The organism is Caballeronia sp. AZ7_KS35 (assembly GCF_023631045.1).
GTDB lineage: Bacteria > Pseudomonadota > Gammaproteobacteria > Burkholderiales > Burkholderiaceae > Caballeronia > Caballeronia zhejiangensis.
In genome coordinates this window covers 173,732-192,437 of the sequence record NZ_JALQDV010000001.1, presented here as the reverse complement: position 1 = coordinate 192,437, position 18,706 = coordinate 173,732, and the positions used below count along the sequence as shown (strand labels likewise).

The following is an 18,706-nucleotide window of genomic DNA, read 5'->3' as shown; positions in this document are numbered from 1 at the left end:
CTAGAACGACATCGCGCGCTCGATCGCGCGGCCCGCGAGCACCGGAATCAGATGCGCGCGATATTCGGCGCTCGCGTGCATGTCCGCGTTCAGCTCGTTGGGCGAGATCGTCACGCCGCGCGCCGATGCCACCGAAAAGTCCTTCGACAACGCCGCTTCCAGCTCCGCCGGACGAAACACCGAAGACGCCGCGCCCGTCACGCCGACGCGCACGCCGTCCTTGAACTTCGCGACGAACACGCCGACGAGCGCGAAGTGCGACGCGGGATTGCGAAACTTCTCGTAGCCCGCGCGCTCGGCCAGCGGAAACTCGACGGCCGTGATGAGCTCGTCGGGTTCGAGCGCGGTCGTGTACATGTCGATGAAGAAATCGTCCGCGGCGATGCTCCTTCTGTCGGTCACGACCGTCGCGTTCAGCGCGAGCACGGCTGACGGATAGCACGCCGCCGGATCGTCGTTGGCGAGCGAGCCGCCGATCGTGCCGCGCTCGCGAACCTGTCGATCACCGATGCGTCCCGCGAGATCCGCGAGCCCCGGCAGCGCGCGCTGCACATCCGCGTTCGATGCGACCGCCGCATGAGACACCGCGCCGCCGATCGTGAGCTTGTCGCCGTCGAGCGTGACGTTTTTCATCGACGCGATGCGCGTCACGTCGACGAGCGCCGAGGGCTGTGCGAGCCGCAGGCGCATCGTCGGCAAGAGGCTTTGGCCGCCCGCGAGGAACTTGGCGTCGCCGTTGGCGGAAAGCACCGCGACCGCCGCCTTCGCTTCGTCCGCTTTCTGATAGTCGAATGAGTACATTTGCCGGTCTCCTCAGGCGCGTTGAGCGTTATGCATCGCGGTCCACACGCGATGCGGCGTCGCGGGCATCTGCAAGTCCTTCACGCCGAGCGGCGCGAGCGCATCGAGAATCGCGTTGATGACCGCCGGCGGCGAACCGATTGCGCCCGCTTCGCCGCAGCCCTTCACGCCGAGCGGATTGTGCGTGCACGGCGTGCCCTTCGCGGTCTCGACGGTGAAGTTCGGCAGATCGCTAGCGTGCGGCATCGCGTAATCCATGAACGAGCCGGAGAGCAACTGGCCGGTGCTGTCATCGTAGACGCAGCGTTCGAGCATCGCCTGGCCGATGCCCTGCCCCAGCCCGCCATGCACTTGCCCTTCGACGATCATCGGATTGATGACGTTGCCGAAGTCATCGACGGCCGTGAACTTGTCGATGCGCGTTTCGCCGGTGTCCTGATCGACCTCGACTTCGCACACATACGCGCCCGACGGATACGTGAAGTTGGTCGGATCGTAGAACGCGTTTTCGTTGAGGCCCGGCTCCATGGTTTCGAGCGGGAAGTTGTGCGGCACGTACGCGGCGAGCGAGACGTCGACGAACGATTTCGTGCGATCGGTGCCCTTCACGCGGAACACGCCGTTGGTGAACTCGATATCTTCCGCCGACGCTTCCAGCAGATGCGCCGCGATCTTCTTCGCCTTCGCTTCGACTTTATCGAGCGCTTTCATGATCGCGGAGCCGCCCACCGAAATCGAACGCGAGCCGTACGTGCCCATGCCGAACGGGATGCGCCCCGTATCGCCGTGAATGATCTCGACGTTCTCGATCGCGATGCCGAGCCGGTCCGCGACCACTTGCGCGAACGTCGTTTCGTGGCCCTGTCCGTGACTGTGCGAACCGGTGAAGACGGTGACGGAGCCGGTCGGATGCACGCGCACTTCGCCCGCTTCGAAGAGACCCGCACGCGCACCGAGCGCGCCCGCCACGTTCGACGGCGCGAGCCCGCACGCTTCGATGTAGCACGAATAGCCGATGCCGCGCAGCTTGCCCTTCTGCTTCGATTCGTCGCGCCGTTTTGCGAAACCCGCGACATCCGCGAGTTCCAGCGCGCGATTCAGGCACGCGTCGTAATCGCCGATGTCGTACGTGAGACCGACCGGCGTCGCGTACGGAAACTCGCGGATGAAATTGCGCCGCCTCAATTCGACGGGATCGATATTCAGCTCGCGCGCCGCCGTCTCGACGAGCCGCTCGACGACATACGTCGCTTCCGGCCGGCCCGCGCCGCGATAGGCATCGACGGGCACCGTGTTCGTGAAGACCGCTTTCACTTCGGCGTAGATCGCGGGCGTCGTGTACTGGCCCGCGAGCAGCGTCGCGTAAAGCACGGTCGGAATCGACGATGCGAACGTCGACAGATACGCGCCCATGTTCGCCGTCGTATGCACGCGCATGCCGATGAACTTGTTGTCCTTGTCGAGCGCGAGTTCGGCCTTGGTCACATGATCGCGGCCGTGCGCGTCGGAGAGGAAGGCTTCGGAGCGCTCGGCCACCCACTTGATCGGACGCCCGACTTTCTTCGATGCCCACGTCAGCGCGACATCTTCCGGATACAGGAAAATCTTCGAGCCGAAGCCGCCGCCGACATCCGGCGCGATCACGCGCAGCTTCGATTCCGGCAGCGACAGCACGAACGCCGCCATCAGCAAGCGCTCGACGTGCGGGTTCTGATTCGCGACGTAGACCGTGTAGCTGTCGTCGTGCTTCGAATAGCTCGCGTTGACCGCGCGCGGCTCGATCGCGTTCGGCACGAGCCGCTGATTCACGATATCGAGCGTCGTGACGTGCGCGGCTTTCGCGAACGCGGCGTCGGTCGCGGCCTTGTCGCCGTGGCCCCAGTTGTAGCAGACGTTGTTCGGCACGCTGTCGTGCACGAGCGGCTGGCCCGCGTCCGATGCGCTCGCCGTATCGACCGTCGCGGGCAGTTCGTCGTAATCGACCTCGATGAGTTCGAGCGCGTCCTTCGCCTCCTTCACCGATTCGGCGACGACGAGCGCTACCTGATCGCCGACGTGCAACACCTTGTCGTGCGCGATGACGGGATGCGGCGGCTCGTGCATCGGCGAGCCGTCGGTGCTGTGGATGAGCCAGCCGCACGGCAGTCCGCCGACGTTTTCGCCCGCCATGTCCTTGCCGGTGAAGATGCCGATCACGCCCGGCGACTTCAGCGCCGCTTCCATATCGATGCGCGCGATCTTCGCGTGCGCGTGCGGCGAACGCAGGAACACGCCGTAGCTTTGCTGCGGCATGACGACGTCGTCGGTGTACTGGCCCGCGCCCGTCAGGAATCGATAGTCTTCCTTGCGCTTCACGCCAGCGCCGATCAGTTTCTGTTGCTCAGGGGCATTCATCGCGATCTCCTTGGTCAAAGGCGCGATACATCGTGTGGAATGTGGATTGACGCGGAATCAGGCGCCCGCTTTCATGTTTTGCGCGCCCTGCAAGACCGCCTTGACGATGTTGTGATAGCCCGTGCAGCGACACAGATTGCCGTCGAGCTGCTCGCGCACTTCTTCTTCGGAGAGATTCGGCGATTGCGCAGCCAGCGCGCTCGCGCTCATCACCATGCCCGGCGTGCAGAAGCCGCACTGAAGGCCGTGACATTCCCTGAACGCCGCCTGCATCGGATGAAGCTGGCCGTCTTTCGCCATGCCTTCGATGGTCGTGACTTCCATGCCGTCCGCCTGCGCGGCGAGGATGTTGCACGACTTGATCGCGCGGCCATCGAGATGGACGGTGCACGCGCCGCACTGCGCCGTGTCGCAGCCGATATGCGTGCCGGTGAGCCTGAGTTGATCGCGGAGAAACTGGACGAGCAGAACGTGCGGTTCGACGGTGGCGGTCACCGGTTTCCCATTGACCGTCAGGCTGATGCTGAGCGCCATTTTCACTGTCTCCTAAGTGAGGACGATCCAGCTTCACGCCACGCACCTGCCATCTGCCGCCGTGAGCGTTCAGCCGGAATTGGTGTTATGTGTTTGTGACAATGAGTAAAACACAAATCGGCGGGCGTCGCTATCGGCGCGAACGTCCGTCCCAAACTCAAGGTTTTGCAGCTGCAAATGCAAAGCGCCGCCTCGAGGGCGGCGCTCTTGTGTCGAGCAAGGACGCTCAGTGCGTCACGGTCTCTCGCTGCTCGTGCGTTCGACGTCCGAGCACCGAATGGCGTCGCGAGTACAGGAAATAGATCGCGAGGCCGATCACGAGCCACAGCACGAACGCGATCCACGTCATCGCCTGAAGATTGACCATCAAGAACAGACACGACGCCACCGCCAGAATCGGCACGACCGGCACGCCGGGGCAGCGGAACGCGCGCGGCAAGTCAGGATGCGTGCGGCGCAGGATCAGCACGGCGATGGAGACCATCGAGAACGCGGCGAGCGTGCCGATGTTGATGAGCTCGGCGAGCACGTTGAGCGGCACGAGCGCGCCGATCAGACCGAAGAAAATGCCGACGATCCACGTCGTGAGGAACGGCGTCGCGTAGCGCGGATGCACCTTCGAAAGCCGCGCGGGCAAGAGGCCGTCGCGCGACATCGCGTAGATGATGCGCGTCTGGCCGTAGCTCATCACGAGAATCACGGTGAGCATGCCGAGCACCGCGCCGAGATCGATGAAGCCCGCGACCCAGTTCTGACCCGCGACTTGCAGCGCGAACGACACCGGATGCGGATTGTTCGCGAACTGCGGCGCGGGCACGATGCCGGTCACGACGGCCGCGACCGCCACGTACAGCACGGCGCACACCGCGAGCGACGAGATGATGCCGATCGGCAGATCGCGCTTCGGGTTCTTCACTTCCTCGGCCGCCGACGACACCGAATCGAAGCCGATGAACGCGAAGAACATGACGGCCGCCGCGCCGAACACGCCGGACCAGCCGTTCGGCATGAACGGCTGCCAGTTTGCCGGCTTCACATGGAACACGCCGACCGCGATCACGAGCAGCACGATGGTCACTTTGATCGCGACCATGATGTTGTTCAGGCGCGTCGATTCCTTCACGCCGACCGAAAGCAGCCAGGTGATCGCCATCATCACGAGGAACGCGGGCAGGTTGAAGAACGTGACCTCGCCGGGCAACGCGCCGGGCGCGGCGGTGAGGGCGGTCGGCAGCGAGATACCGAAGCCGGCGAGCAGCGACTGCAAGTAGCCCGACCAGCCGACCGAAACGGCGGACGTCGCGAGCCCGTATTCGAGCATCAGATCCCAGCCGATGATCCACGCGGCGAGTTCGCCGAGCGTCGCATACGAATACGTGTAGATGGAACCGGCGACCGGAATCGTCGACGAAAATTCCGCGTAGGCGAGGGCGGCGAAGCAGCACGCGATCGCCGCGATGATGAACGAAATCATGAGCGCCGGGCCGGCCTGGACGGCGCCGGTGCCGGTCAGCACGAAAATGCCCGTGCCGATGATCGCGCCGATTCCGAGGAACGTCAGATCCAGGGCGCCGAGCGTCTTTTTGAGCGATGTGCTGTGCGCGCCGGCCAGCATGTGCTCGATGTTTTTCTTGCGGAACAACGACATTGCGATGAGTCTCCTTCTGGCGCGCGCGAGCGGCCGTTACCTCGGGAAAACCCGATATTTTATCGGAGACTCAGAGATTGCCTATCCATTGAGCATGCAACGCAGAATTGCGGCAATTTGTTACGATCCACCCGTTTTATCTAGCACGAGATAAAACCTACCCGGCGATGGCGGGATTCATGTCGACGAGACGGTTGCTCATCACATAGAACGTAAGCTCTGCGTTGTTGGCGAGCTTCATTTTCTCCAGCAACCGCGCGCGATAAACACTTACGGTCTTAACCGAAAGCGATAAGGCGTTCGCGATATCAGTGAGCCGTTTTCCCGAAGCAAGCATGCACAGCGTCTGATATTCGCGGTCCGATAGCTTCTCGTGCGGCAACCGGTCCGTATCGAGCGAAACGTAGGTTGCGAGCGCTTCGGCCATTTCAGGGCTCACGTATTTTCGGCCTGCGGCGACTTGCTGAATCGCGCCGATCATCAGCGCGGGGTCCGCCGTCTTCGACAGATAGCCCGCCGCGCCCGCCTTCAACGCGCGCACCGCATATTGATCTTCGCGATACATCGAAAACATCAGCACCGGCAGACGCGGGCTTTCGCGCTTGAGACGCTTCAACACGTCGATGCCGTTGATGTCCGGCAGCGAGATGTCGAGCATCGCGACATCGAGCGGGCGACGCGCGGCGAGCGCGAGCGCCTGCATGCCGGTCTCGGCCTCCAGCACTTCGGATGCGACGCCGCGTTCCAGCAGCAATTGCGCGACGCCGCGGCGCACGATGCCGTGATCGTCGGCGAGCAGGATTCTGAGCATCGCGGCGGCCTCAGGCGTTGACCACGCTGAGCGTGAACAGGCCCGGACCCGCCGCAGCCCACGGGAAACGCGCGCGCACGCATGTGCCGGCGGGCTTCGCCGCCGCGACGCGCAGATTGCCGCCGAGCGCCTCGCAGCGCGCGCGCATCCCGGAAAGGCCGAAGCGTCCGCTCTTGCGACGCGCCGCCGCGCTGATGCCGACGCCATCGTCTTCGACGAGCAGGATCACGCCTTGTCCGTCGAGCGCGACGGACACGCGCGCATGCCCGGCGTGCGCGTGACGCGCGACGTTGCCGAGCGCTTCCTGCATCACGCGAAAGAGCGCGAGCGACATGTCGTGCGACATGCGATCGAGGCGCGCATCGTCGGGGCAGGAGAAATCGACGGCGATCGCCGTGCGCGCGCCGAAATCCGCGATCCAGCCGGCCAGCGTGGCGGCGAAGTTGGCATCGAAAGTCGGCGTCTGCAATCCCTCGACGATGCGATGACTCGTCTCGCAGACATCCGCGAGCGCCGCGCGCGCCTGATGCAGCGCGTCGTCGAGCGCGGCGGGCGCATCGGCGGGCAGCCAGTGCTCGGCGCGAGCGAGCGCGATATTCGCGACGGTGAGCGCGGCGCCGCTCGCGTCGTGCAGGTCTTGCGCGAGCGCCTGACGCGCGCGCTCTTCCGTGGCGGCGAGCAGCGCGGCGAGTTCCTGGACGCGGGCGGTGAGACGCTGAATCTGACGGTCGCCCTTGAGCTTGGCGTCGATCAGCGCGGAATAGGGTGAGGCAAACGACGCGCCGGAGCATTCCGGCGACGGTGATGGAACCGCGCGCAGCGGAGCGCGGCGAATCGGGCTCTCATCGAGCGTGATCGTGGCCGACGGGTTCATTCACTATCCTCGCTTCGAGCGCAACTGGAGCTACGTCCTCGGGTAACTCACGAGCGGCGTAACCGAATTTACACTCAGTAACATCGTTGACGGACTACGGGATGGCCTGCGCCGTCAAAAAGTAAACGCATCATATCTCAAAAAAATGATAAATCCATGTCGTGCAAGGCTTCGTCGGTCGAACTTCATGTCGTTTGCCAAGTCCGCTGCGCATAATGCGTAGGAAAAAGACCTACCGACCGTGGTCAATTTGTAACAGCGACGCGCGTATGATGATTTGGTCGAGGCGAAAAAAAACCGGAGCGCGAGGCTCCGGTTTGTGCAATCGCGACGTCGAGACAGCTTATCCGACGAACGCCTTTTCCACGACGTAGTGGCCAGGATGGTTGTTGCTGCCTTCCTGGAAGCCCATCGCGTCGAGCAGTTCGCGCGTGTCGCGCAGCATGTGCGGGCTGCCGCAGAGCATCACGCGGTCGTTTTCGACCGAGAACGGCTCGACCGAGAGATCGGCGAACAGCTTCTTGGTCTCGATCAGATCGGTGATGCGACCACGGTTCGCGAACTCCTCCCGCGTGACCGTCGGGTAATAGACGAGCTTTTCGGACACGATTTCGCCGATATGCTCATGCGCCGGCAAGTGCTCGGTGATGAAATCCTTGTACGCGAGTTCGTCGACGAAACGGCACGTGTGCGTCAGCACGATCTTCTCGTAGCGGTCGTAGACGTCCGGGTCCTTGATGATCGACATGAACGGCGCGAGGCCCGTGCCGGTCGACAGCAGCCACAGCGTCTTGCCGGGCAGCAGATTGTCGGCGACGAGCGTGCCCGTCGGCTTCTTGCCGATCAGCACGGAATCGCCCACTTTCAGATGTTGCAGGCGCGAGGTCAGGGGGCCGTCCGGAACCTTGATGCTCAGAAATTCGAGATGCTCTTCGTAGTTCGCGCTCGCGAGGCTGTACGCGCGCAGAAGCGGCTTGCCGTCGACTTCGAGACCCACCATCGTGAACTGGCCGTTCTCGAAGCGGAACGAGCTGTCGCGGGTGCAGGTGAAACTGAAAAGCGTGTCGGTCCAGTGATGGACGCTCAGAACGGTTTGAGAATTAAGGTTGCTCATGGCTTCTTGAACTGTGCTCTAACTGTGCGAAAGCGGTGACGCTCTGACGCTCGCGCCTGGCTGGCGGCGGATGCCACGCCGGGCCGATGTCGAAAACAAAGCGCGCTACGAGGGCGCAACGAGGGGCGCTGCGCTGTCCGAACGGGACGATCGAATGGTGAAGGTCGCCGATTGATCCGAAACCCGCGGTGCGAGGACAGCGATTCACGCCGCGCCACGCGTGAACTTCGCGCAAAAAAACTGACAGCCCGGCGCAATCGGCTATTTTAACCCGATAGTCGTTTCGCGGTCCGAACGTCGATACGGCGGCGGAGGCGCGCACGCGCGCCTCGTGGGCGAACGTGCGTGCAGAAGAAATGCACTTTCGGCTGACTGCGCGGCCGGTGGCCGGCCTCGGCGGCAACTCTTATCGCTGCGCAAAAGCCGCCGAGTCCGCATGATAGCAACGGATGCCGCGCGTATCTCGAAATACCCTTCTGGCGAAAGGCCGCACGCGTGTCAGATGCGCTGATCCGTCGACGGTTTTTCCCACAGGTTGATGCCGCCTTCCTTCGCGTGCTGATCGATTTCCGCGAGTTCTTCCTTCGAGAAATCGAGATTCTTCAGTGCGCCGACGTTCTCGACGACTTGCTCCGCGCGGCTCGCGCCGATCAGCACCGAGGTCACGCGCCCGCCTCGCAGCGCCCACGCGAGCGCCATCTGCGCGAGGCTCTGGCCGCGCTTCTGCGCGAGATCGTTGAGCTTGCGGACGTGCGCGAGGTTCGCATCGCTCAGATGTTCCTGCTTGAGCGAGCCGCCGCCCGGTTTGTTGACGCGCGCGTCCTGCGGCACGCCATTCAGATACTTGCTGGTCAGCAGACCTTGCGCGAGCGGCGTAAACGCGATGCTTCCCGCGCCGATGTCGTCGAGCGTGTCGAGCAGGTCTTCTTCGATCCAGCGGTTCAGCATGTTGTACGACGGCTGATGGATCAGCAGCGGCACCTTGTGCTCGGCGAGCAGCTTGGCCATCTCGCGTGTTTTGGACGCCGAGTACGACGAGATGCCAACGTAAAGCGCCTTGCCCGAATGCACGGCCGTCGCCAGCGCGCCAGCGGTTTCTTCGAGCGGCGTATCGGCGTCGAAACGGTGCGAATAGAAGATGTCGACGTAATCGAGGCCCATGCGCTTCAGGCTCTGGTCGAGGCTCGCCAGCACGTATTTGCGCGAGCCGCCGCCCTGGCCGTACGGACCGGGCCACATGTCCCAGCCGGCTTTCGAGGAGATCAACAGTTCGTCACGATAAGGGCGGAAGTCGTCCTTGAAGATGCGCCCGAAGTTCGTTTCGGCGCTGCCGTACGGCGGGCCGTAATTGTTCGCGAGATCGAAATGCGTGACGCCGAGATCGAACGCCGTGCGCAGAATTTCACGTTGCGTGGAGATCGGCGTCGTATCGCCGAAGTTGTGCCACAAACCGAGCGACAGCGCAGGAAGTTTCAACCCGCTCCTGCCACAAGTGCGGTATTGCATCTGCGTGTAACGCTCGGAGGCTGCTTCGTAGGCCATGACGGATTTCCTCTGCGGATGGCGAATTGAACGGACTGGAACGGACAACGTGCCTTTCACGCGGCACGCGCGGACACGCACGCTGTCGAGGGCGTCAATGGTAAGCCAATCGGGGCTGGGCGCGCACGGCACGCGATGCCGTCCCGCTATTCGGTATAGGCCGGATGGCCAGCAAGGGGAACGATCCAACGCGATCGCGGACAAAAGCAGATTCGTTTTGAAGGACCGCTACCCATGGATTCGATCGACAGACTTCGCCCCGCTTACGATTCGTTTAGTGCAATTGCCGTGACTTACGGCATTGACATTCTGCTGGCGCTGCTGATTCTCGCGGTCGGCTGGTGGATTTCGAACGCCGTCGCGAACACCCTGCGCCGCACGCTCGCTCGCACCAATGTCGATGCCACGCTCACCCCGGTGCTCGCCAGCCTCGCGTTGTGGGCGATCCGCGTCGTCGCGATCGTCGCCGCGCTCGGCAAGCTCGGCATTGCCGCTGCCAGCATCCTGACCGTGCTCGGCGCCGCCGGCCTCGCCATCGGCCTCGCGCTGCAGGGCACGCTGCAAAACATCGCGGCCGGCCTGATGCTCCTGCTGCTGCGCCCGTTTCGCGTCGGCGATTACATCGAAGGCGTCGGGACGACGGCGGGCACGGTCAACGAGATCGGACTTTTCACGACGCGCCTCACGAAAGCCGACGGCATCATCATGTTCGTGCCGAACAGCCTCATTTGGGCGAACGCCATCACGAACTACAGCGCGAACGATCGGCGTCGCGTCGTCATCAACTTTCAGGCACAGCATGGGCTGAAGGTCGAGCGTGTGCTCGAGGAACTGCGCAAGCTGATGAGCGACGATCCGCGCATCGTGCAGGACGGGCCGTCGGCGCCGTGGGTCGCCGTGACCGATTACACGGACACCGGCGTCAAATACAACCTCGGCGCGTGGACGAGCAGAAGCGATCATCAGTACGTGATGGCCGACCTCCTGCGCAAGATTCAGCCGTACACGCGCGAGCAGGCGCAGGCGGCGTGAGTGGACGCGCGAGCGCCGACCCGCTAACCTGACGCGCTTTTCCAGCCAAGAGACCACGCCATGACCCGAGCGATTTCCGTTGCGCTGCTAGTCGGCGGCGTCGTGCTGCTGTATTTCGGCGGCCAGTCGTTTCATTCGCTCTCCAGCGACGTCGCGCGCTTCTTCACCGGCTCGCCCACGAACAAGACCATCTGGCTGATCGCGGGCGGCATCGTCGCGTCGCTCGCCGGGCTGATCGGCCTCACGATTCCGTCGAAACGCTGAAACGCTCAAACGCTCAAACGCTCAGACGTCAGACGAGCGGCACTTCCGGCTTCGACGCCGAGCGCGTGCCGGGCAGCGCCGCGTTGCTCGCGCCGCGATACGTGAACACGAGCGAGAACTTCACCTGATCGGTGAGGTTCTTGCCCGCCGAATGCAGCGTGTTGCAGTGGAAGAACACGACGTCGCCCGGTTCCAGCGCGGGCGACACCGCCGTGCGGATCAGCGCGGCATTCTCGGGCAAGTCGGAGCGGAAGAATTTCGCGTCGTCGAAGCGATCCGATGTGAACGGCAGCTTGTGCGACATCGGCACGAACCACAGCGCGCCGTTTTCCACCGTTTCGTTGCCGAGCGCGACCCACGCGGAAACGAGATCGTCGCGCTCGAACGCCCAGTAGCGCACGTCGCGATGCCAGCCGGTCAGGCTGCCGTACGCCGGGTGCTTCGTCATCATGCAGTTGTGATGCGCGCGCGACAAATACGGCGTCTCGCCGAAATACAACTCCATCCATCCGCGCACTTCCGGCGATGTCGCGAACTCCGCGTAAAGCGGATGCCGCGCGTAGGCGTCGAGCAGGCGGCGCACGGTGTGTCCGCCGGGCGCGTCCTTCGAATCCGGCGCGCCGGGATATTTCAGATCGGCCTCGAACTCGACCGGCGCGGCGGCCTCGGCGAGTTGCCGGCGCGCGACTTCGCGCATCGCGTCGCGGCGTTCCTGCGAAACCAGCCCTTTCACGATCACGTAGCCGTTTCGACGCAGCTCGTGCACCTGTTCCTTCTTCGATTTCAGCAGGTTTTGATCAGACATTTCAGTTCTTGGCTCCGGCGGCTTTCGAATTTCTTCATGCCGTCGACGCTATATCCGGAATTGGGGCGAATACGGGGATTGTAAATCCGGCAGCGCAGGAAGGCCCATGCGAGAACGCTTCCGCCGATTTTTATAAGCAGCCGCTTCATGAAACGGCAGGGAAAACGCGGACTTACCCGGGTAATACGGGTCCTGTACATTGATCCGCATCAATTCGGTGCAACTTCGCAATTGCTGTTGAATCGAAGCGTTGAACTTCATTTTTGAGACGACTATCGTCGAGTCTGCTTCCACGCAAACCGACCTTTCCCGCCGACATGAACCACCGAATCGCTATCGGACTTACTCGCGTCGCATCGCGAGCCGCGCGTCCTGCGCGCCGCGGCATGATCCGCGCGCTGCGCCATCACTCCACCCGCACGCAATTGCTCGCCGAGCAACTGAAGAACGTGCATCCGGTCGACGGCATCCGGTCGTGGTTCCGCGGTTTCTTCTTCAATTTGCGCGTGCGCGCGGCGGCCTCGCGCCGGGTGTCGTTGCGCGCGCTGTTGCGCCGTCCGGTGCAGTTGCGCGCGCCCGCGCCGAAGCCGAAAGCGGCTGCGCTGACGAGCCGTCGTCCGCGTCGCGTGTCGGCGACGAGCGCCGGCTGGTACGCGTTCGCGGCGCGCTGAATCGCGCAATCGCGCAATCCCTCACTTGCGCTCGGCCTCGTCGAGCGTCGGATAGTCCGTGTAGCCTTTCTCTCCGCCGCCGTAGAACGTCGCCTCGTCGGGCGCGTTGAGCGGCGCGTTCATCCTGAAGCGCTCGACCAAATCCGGATTCGCGAGAAACGCGCGACCGAAAGCCACGGCGTCGGCTTCGCCTCGTTCGATGCGCGTATTGGCTTCTTCCGCGGTGTATTCGCCGCAGACGATGATCGCGCCGTCGTAAGCCTCGCGCAGCGCGTCTCGATAGCCGTCCGAAAGCGGCGCGCCGCCGGCCCAATCGCCTTCCGCCAGATGCAGATACGCGATGCCGATGCGCTTCAGCTCGCGCGCCAGATACAGCGATGACGCTTCGCCTTCATCGTCGTGCAGATCGAATCCCGTGAAGTTCGGCGATATCCGGATGCCGACGCGATTCGCGCCCATCACGCCCGCGACCGCCTCCAGCACATCGACGACCAGCCGCACGCGATTTTCGATGCCGCCGCCGTACTCGTCGGTGCGATGGTTGGTGCCCGTCGCCATGAACTGATGCAGCAGATAGCCGTTGGCCGCGTGGACTTCGATCATGTCGAAATCGGCGCGCTTGGCGCGATGCGCGGCATCGACGAACTGCAGCACGATGCCCGGCAACTCGCCGATCTCAAGCGCGCGCGGTTCGTCGGCGTCGGTCATGCCGTAGGTGCCGTCATCGTGTCTCACGAACACTTGCGTGTCGCGAGCGCGGATCGCGGACGGCGCGACGGGCGGCGCATCGCCCTCCTGCAGCGATCGATGCGACACGCGCCCCACATGCCACAACTGCGACGCGATGCGCCCGTGCCGCGCGTGAACCGCGCCCACGACGGCTCTCCATCCGGCTTCCTGCGCGTCGGAATAGATGCCGGGCGTCGCGACATAACCCTGACCTTGCCGCGAAACCTGCGTCGCCTCGGTCACGATGAGTCCCGCGCCCGCGCGCTGCGCGTAATAGTGCGCGTTCATTTCGCTGGGCACGTCGCCGGGCTGCGACGCGCGATTGCGCGTGAGCGGCGCCATCACCACGCGATTCGGCAGTTCGATATTGCCGATTGTGACGGGAGAAAGAAGCGTTTCGAACGGCATGACGGCTCCGTGGATGATCGGTTTTGCCGTCCGGTTCGGTCGCAAGAAACGCGCCGCGCAGGCGAAAAAAAACCGGCAAGCGCGATGCTTGCCGGTTCTTGTCCCGCGCGTTCGGCGAATGGCGTTACGCCACGCTTGCGACCGGCTCCGTGCCCGCCGCTTCGGCCAGCATGAGCGCCTTGTCGGTGGCTTCCCACGAGAATTCAGGCTCTTCGCGGCCGAAGTGACCGTATGCCGCCGTCTTTTCGTAGATCGGGCGCAGCAGATCGAGCATCTGGATGATGCCCTTCGGACGCAGATCGAAATGCTCCAGAACGAGCTTCGTGATTTCGGCATCCGACACGCGGCCCGTGCCGAACGTGTTCACCATCACTGAAGTCGGACGTGCCACGCCGATTGCGTACGAAACCTGGATCAGCGCGCGCGATGCGAGACCGGCCGCGACGATGTTCTTCGCGACATAACGTCCCGCGTACGCCGCCGAGCGGTCGACCTTCGACGGATCCTTGCCCGAGAACGCGCCGCCGCCGTGCGGAGCCGCGCCGCCGTACGTGTCGACGATGATCTTGCGGCCCGTCAGACCGCAGTCGCCCTGCGGACCACCGATGACGAAGCGGCCCGTCGGGTTCACCAGAAACTTGATGTCGCCCTTGATGAGTTCCTTCGGCAGCGTCGGCTTGATGACTTCTTCAATCACCGCTTCGCGCAGTTGCGGCAGGTCGATGTCCGGCGAATGTTGCGTCGACAGCACGACCGTATCGATGGAATGCGCGCGGCCATCGACATAACGCACGGTGACTTGCGACTTCGCGTCCGGACGCAGCCAGGGCAAACGGCCATCGCGACGAAGGTTTGCCTGACGCTCGACGAGGCGATGCGAAAGGTGGATCGGCAGCGGCATCAGTTCGGGCGTTTCGTCGCAGGCGTAGCCGAACATGAGGCCCTGGTCGCCCGCGCCCTGATCGAGATTGTCGTCGTGCGCCTTGTTCACGCCTTGCGCGATATCCGGCGATTGCTTGTCATACGCGACGAGAACCGCGCAGCCGCGATAGTCGATGCCGAAGTCGGTGTTGTCGTAACCGATGCGCTTGATGGTGTCGCGCGCGACCTGGATGTAATCGACGTTGGCGGTGGTCGTGATTTCGCCCGCGAGGACGACGAGACCGGTGTTGCACAGCGTTTCCGCGGCGACGCGCGAATATTTGTCCTGCGACAGAATGGCGTCGAGGATGGCGTCGGAGACTTGGTCGGCAACCTTGTCCGGGTGGCCTTCGGAAACGGATTCGGAAGTAAAGAGGTAGTCGTTCGACACGCTTCAGACTCCAATAAAAGTACGGTTGATATTCACGTAGCCGTCTTCTTTTGGAGTCTGAAGCGGCGACGCTTTAGCGGATGTGCTTCCAGGCCGGCGCTTCTCGAAAGTAAGAAGACTCCGACCCGCTTCGCCCCGCAAGTTGTCCATTAACTCGGCGAAGGTTTTATTATACCGGTTTCCTTAGTTTTCACAGAATTGACCCTTTTGACTTCCTCGGTCCCGCTCCACTCGTCCGCCCGCCGGAGCGAGTCATGCTAGGTCGTATCGGCGTGGCGCTCGCCATCGGTTTTCTCAAATTCCTCGCGGTGATTCCATACGGCATCACCGCGCGTTTCGGCGACGGCCTCGGCTGGCTGCTCTATCAGATTCCGAGCCGTCGCAAGCGCATCGTCCATACGAATCTGAAGCTGTGCTTCCCCGAGTGGTCCGACGAAAAACGCGAGGACATCGCGCAGAAGCACTTTCGGCACGCGATCCGCAGTTACGTCGAGCGCAGCGTGCAATGGTTCGGCTCCGCGAAGAAGCTAGAAAAGCTGATCGAAGTCGATAGCGCCATCGATCTCACCGATCCCGATCTTCCGCCCACGCTCTTTCTCGGACTGCATTTCGTCGGCATCGAGGCGGGCTCGATCTTCCTCAACTACTCGCTGCATCGGCGCTGCGGTTCGCTGTATCAGCCGTTTTCGAATCCGCAGATCGAGGAACTGGCGAAGAGACAGCGCGCCCGTTTCGGCGCCGACATGGCGAGCCGCGCCGACAGCGCGCGCATCGTGCTGCGCTGGCTGCGCGATCGCAAGCCCGTGATGCTCGGCGCGGACATGGACTACGGCATGCGCAACTCCACGTTCGTCCCGTTCTTCGGCATCCCGACGTGCACGCTGACCGCCGTCGGCCGGCTCGCGAAGACGGGCAAGGCGCAGGTCGTGCCCTTCATCGGAGAAGTTTTGCCGAACTACAAGGGTTATCGGCTGAAAGTCTTCAAACCTTGGGAAAATTATCCGAGCGGCGACGACGAGGCCGACGCGCGCCGCATGAACGCGTTTCTGGAAAAGCAGATTCCGCGCATGCCCGAGCAATATTATTGGGTGCACAAGCGCTTCAAGACGCGCCCGCCGGGCGACCCGAGCTTTTATTGACGCCTGAATCGCGCGAAACGCGGCATCGCGGCTCACATACAATAGCGGCCATGAAACTGAAATTCACAAAAATGCAGGGCGCGGGCAATGACTTCGTCGTGCTCGACGGCTACACGCAGGCGCTCGATCTGTCCGCCGAACAGGTGCGCGCGCTCGCGAACCGTCATTTCGGCGTCGGCGCGGATCAGTTGCTGCTCGTGGAAAAGCCGACGATCGAAGGCGTCGACTTCAAGTACCGCATCTTCAATTGCGATGGCGGTGAAGTCGAGCATTGCGGCAACGGCGCGCGCTGCTTCGTGAAGTTCGTCCGCGACCGGCGTCTGACGGATGCATCGACGGTGCGCGTGCAGGTGCAAAACGGCGTCATCACGCTGACGATGCAGGAGAACGGCGAAGTCGTCGTCGATATGAGCACGCCGGTGTTCGATCCGCCGAAAGTGCCGTTCGACGCGCAAGGTCTCGAAGGCCGGAAGGAAGGCAACGACACGCTCTGGCCGCTCGACGTGAACGGCTCGATCAACGACCGGCGCTGGATTTCCGTCGTGTCGATGGGCAATCCGCACGCGGTCCAGATCGTCGATGACGTCGAGGCGTATCCCGTTCTGACCGAAGGTCCGCTCGTCGAACGTCACGCGCGCTTTCCAAAGCGCGTCAATGCGGGCTTCATGGAGATCGTCGATCGGCATTCGGTGAAACTGCGCGTCTACGAGCGCGGCGCGGGCGAAACGCTCGCGTGCGGCACGGGCGCATGTGCGGCGGTGGCGGCCGGCATTCGCCGCGGCCGGCTCGATTCGCCCGTTCGCGTCGAGACGCACGGCGGCACGCTCACGATCAGCTGGGACGGCGCGAAGAACGAAACCGCCGCGCTCTTCATGGCCGGGCCCGCCGCAACGGTCTTCGAAGGCGAGATCGAGCTCGATCGCATCGTTTAACGCATACACGTCACCATGAATCCACGCGAAGTCGCCGACTATCTGCTCGACAACCCTGATTTCTTCGTCGAGCACGCGGAACTGCTCGGCACCATCCGGCTTTCGAATCCGCACGGCAAAGCGGCCGTGTCGCTGCAGGAACGCCAGATGGAAATGCTGCGCGACAAGAACAAGCAGCTCGAACGGCGTCTCGCCGAATTGCTGCGCTACGGCCACGAAAACGACAGCATCTCGACCAAGTTCAATCGCTGGACCGTGCGCGTAATCTCGCAGCGCGATCCGTACGCGCTGCCCGCGACCATCAGCAAGGGGCTGTGCGAAATCTTCGACGTGCCGCACGCCGCGCTGCGCGTGTGGGATATCGACGAAGCTTATCGCCAAGCCGATTTCGCCCGTCAGGTCGGCGAGGAAGTACGCCTTTTCACGACCGGTCTCGCCGCGCCGTACTGCGGCGTGAATACCGGCTTCGCCGCCGCGCAGTGGCTGGGCGCGGCGAACTCGGCATCGGCGACGGTCGCGCCGAGCGACGGCCCGTCCGACATCGACCGCAAGATCGAATCCGTGTCGCTCATCGCGCTGCGCGATCCGCAAGCCGGCCCGGATGCGCCGAGCTTCGGCCTGCTCGTCATGGGCTCGCCTGATCCGCGCCGCTTCCACGACGGCATGGCGACGGATTTCCTCACGCAGATCGGCGCGCTCGCGAGCGCCGCGCTGTCCCGCCTGCTGCCGCATTGACGATGAACGCCGCCGCCGACGTGATCGCCGACTATCTCGCGATGCTCGAGCATCAGCGGCATCTTTCCGAGCACACGCTGCGCGGCTATACGCACGAGTTGAGCGAGCTGCGCGCGCTCGCCAAGGATCGTCCACTGGAATCGCTCACATCCGCCGATATTCGCGGCGCGGTCGTGCGCGCGCACGCGAGCGGATTATCGTCGCGTTCGATCGCGCATCGGCTGTCGGCATGGCGCGCGTTCTATCGATGGCTCGCCGAGCGCGTCGAGATGCCCGCGAATCCGGTCGCGACGGTGCGCGCGCCCAAGCGCGAAAAGACGCTGCCGAAGGCGCTTTCCGTCGATGACGCCGCGAGGCTGATGGACGCGCCGCAAGCCGATACGACCGAAGCGCTGCGCGATCACGCGATACTCGAACTGTTCTACTCGTCGGGTCTGCGGCTCGCGGAACTGGTCGGGCTGGACGTTCGCCACGTCGACACTGCCGAACACCGGTCCGAAGGCTGGATCGATCTGGAAGGCGCCGAAGTCACGGTGCTCGGCAAAGGTAAGCGGATGCGCAAAGTGCCGGTCGGCAGCAAGGCGGTCGAAGCGCTGCGCGCCTGGCTCGCCGTGCGCGACGAGTTCGTCAAGCTCGAACCGCACGCGCTCTTTCTCTCGGTGCGCGGCAACCGCATGTCGCCCGGCGTGGTGCGCGAACGCGTGAAGCGGCTCGCGCTGCTCGCGGGCATTCCGTCGAATGTGCATCCGCACGTGCTGCGGCATTCGTTCGCCACGCACGTCCTGCAATCGAGCGGCGACCTGCGCGCGGTGCAGGAACTGCTCGGCCATGCAAGCATCACGGCCACGCAGATTTATACATCGCTCGATTTTCAGCATCTCGCCCGCGTCTACGATGCGGCGCACCCGCGCGCGAAGAAGCGCGATTAACTCCGCGAGCGCCCTGCGCGCCGCCTCGGCTT

18 protein-coding genes are annotated in these 18,706 nt (G+C 63.5%); 7 read left to right on the top strand and 11 right to left on the bottom strand.

The window, feature by feature from the left end; genetic code table 11:
• The 8 genes from NCT05_RS00895 to mgrA form a co-directional block, all read right to left on the bottom strand.
• Entirely contained in the window at positions 1 to 801 is an 801-nt protein-coding gene (locus tag NCT05_RS00895) for an FAD binding domain-containing protein (RefSeq protein WP_250501591.1), read from the bottom strand.
• A 12-nt stretch (positions 802 to 813) separates the two neighbouring features.
• On the bottom strand, positions 814 to 3,195 hold the full coding sequence (locus NCT05_RS00890) for a xanthine dehydrogenase family protein molybdopterin-binding subunit (protein WP_250501590.1): 2,382 nt from the start codon (positions 3,193 to 3,195) through the stop codon (positions 814 to 816).
• Positions 3,196 to 3,252: 57 nt separating this feature from the next.
• On the bottom strand, positions 3,253 to 3,729 hold the full coding sequence (locus tag NCT05_RS00885; protein ID WP_008352336.1) for a (2Fe-2S)-binding protein: 477 nt from the start codon (positions 3,727 to 3,729) through the stop codon (positions 3,253 to 3,255).
• Positions 3,730 to 3,955: 226 nt separating this feature from the next.
• Entirely contained in the window at positions 3,956 to 5,377 is a 1,422-nt protein-coding gene (bcaP, locus tag NCT05_RS00880) for a branched-chain amino acid transporter BcaP (protein ID WP_008352338.1), read from the bottom strand.
• Between the two features lie 157 nt (positions 5,378 to 5,534).
• Positions 5,535 to 6,188 (bottom strand): response regulator transcription factor RqpR, encoded by a 654-nt coding sequence (gene rqpR, locus NCT05_RS00875; protein WP_008352341.1) that lies wholly within the window; start codon positions 6,186 to 6,188, stop codon positions 5,535 to 5,537.
• 10 nt (positions 6,189 to 6,198) lie between these two features.
• Positions 6,199 to 7,062 (bottom strand): sensor histidine kinase, encoded by an 864-nt coding sequence (locus tag NCT05_RS00870; RefSeq protein WP_008352343.1) that lies wholly within the window; start codon positions 7,060 to 7,062, stop codon positions 6,199 to 6,201.
• A 343-nt stretch (positions 7,063 to 7,405) separates the two neighbouring features.
• A complete protein-coding gene (locus tag NCT05_RS00865; RefSeq protein WP_008352345.1) occupies positions 7,406 to 8,176 on the bottom strand; it encodes a ferredoxin--NADP reductase in 771 nt (256 codons plus the stop codon).
• 498 nt (positions 8,177 to 8,674) lie between these two features.
• Positions 8,675 to 9,718, bottom strand: coding sequence for an L-glyceraldehyde 3-phosphate reductase (gene mgrA, locus NCT05_RS00860; RefSeq protein ID WP_008352347.1), 1,044 nt, complete (start codon positions 9,716 to 9,718; stop codon positions 8,675 to 8,677).
• Positions 9,719 to 10,006: 288 nt separating this feature from the next.
• On the opposite strand from mgrA, the gene NCT05_RS00855 reads away from it, so the two are divergent.
• Positions 10,007 to 10,750, top strand: coding sequence for a mechanosensitive ion channel family protein (locus NCT05_RS00855; RefSeq protein WP_250438587.1), 744 nt, complete (start codon positions 10,007 to 10,009; stop codon positions 10,748 to 10,750).
• A 60-nt stretch (positions 10,751 to 10,810) separates the two neighbouring features.
• On the top strand, positions 10,811 to 11,014 hold the full coding sequence (locus NCT05_RS00850) for a DUF3185 family protein (protein ID WP_008352349.1): 204 nt from the start codon (positions 10,811 to 10,813) through the stop codon (positions 11,012 to 11,014).
• Between the two features lie 28 nt (positions 11,015 to 11,042).
• On the opposite strand, the gene NCT05_RS00845 is transcribed toward NCT05_RS00850, so the two are convergent.
• Positions 11,043 to 11,819 (bottom strand): phytanoyl-CoA dioxygenase family protein, encoded by a 777-nt coding sequence (locus NCT05_RS00845; protein WP_250497129.1) that lies wholly within the window; start codon positions 11,817 to 11,819, stop codon positions 11,043 to 11,045.
• A 317-nt stretch (positions 11,820 to 12,136) separates the two neighbouring features.
• Between NCT05_RS00845 and NCT05_RS00840 the strand changes: the two genes are divergently transcribed.
• Complete coding sequence (locus NCT05_RS00840; RefSeq protein ID WP_250501589.1) at positions 12,137 to 12,490, top strand: hypothetical protein; 354 nt, start codon at positions 12,137 to 12,139, stop codon at positions 12,488 to 12,490.
• A gap of 21 nt (positions 12,491 to 12,511) precedes the next feature.
• Here NCT05_RS00840 and NCT05_RS00835 read toward each other — a convergent pair whose 3' ends face one another.
• Together NCT05_RS00835 and metK are read right to left on the bottom strand one after the other, a co-directional pair.
• Positions 12,512 to 13,627, bottom strand: coding sequence for an alkene reductase (locus NCT05_RS00835; protein WP_250501588.1), 1,116 nt, complete (start codon positions 13,625 to 13,627; stop codon positions 12,512 to 12,514).
• A 124-nt stretch (positions 13,628 to 13,751) separates the two neighbouring features.
• Positions 13,752 to 14,939: a methionine adenosyltransferase gene (metK, locus tag NCT05_RS00830; RefSeq protein ID WP_008352353.1), complete on the bottom strand. Its 1,188-nt coding sequence runs from the start codon at positions 14,937 to 14,939 to the stop codon at positions 13,752 to 13,754.
• Between the two features lie 254 nt (positions 14,940 to 15,193).
• Between metK and NCT05_RS00825 the strand changes: the two genes are divergently transcribed.
• From NCT05_RS00825 to xerC, 4 genes are read left to right on the top strand one after another with little or no spacing between them, the layout of a single operon-like run.
• Positions 15,194 to 16,078 (top strand): lipid A biosynthesis lauroyl acyltransferase, encoded by an 885-nt coding sequence (locus NCT05_RS00825; RefSeq protein WP_250501587.1) that lies wholly within the window; start codon positions 15,194 to 15,196, stop codon positions 16,076 to 16,078.
• 50 nt (positions 16,079 to 16,128) lie between these two features.
• A complete protein-coding gene (dapF, locus tag NCT05_RS00820) occupies positions 16,129 to 17,010 on the top strand; it encodes a diaminopimelate epimerase (RefSeq protein ID WP_008352356.1) in 882 nt (293 codons plus the stop codon).
• 15 nt (positions 17,011 to 17,025) lie between these two features.
• Positions 17,026 to 17,745 (top strand): DUF484 family protein, encoded by a 720-nt coding sequence (locus tag NCT05_RS00815; protein WP_008352358.1) that lies wholly within the window; start codon positions 17,026 to 17,028, stop codon positions 17,743 to 17,745.
• Positions 17,746 to 17,747: 2 nt separating this feature from the next.
• Positions 17,748 to 18,674 carry a tyrosine recombinase XerC gene (gene xerC / locus NCT05_RS00810; protein ID WP_239294365.1) on the top strand — a complete coding sequence of 309 codons (927 nt, stop codon included), beginning with the start codon at positions 17,748 to 17,750 and terminating at the stop codon, positions 18,672 to 18,674.
• Positions 18,675 to 18,706 lie beyond the last annotated feature (32 nt).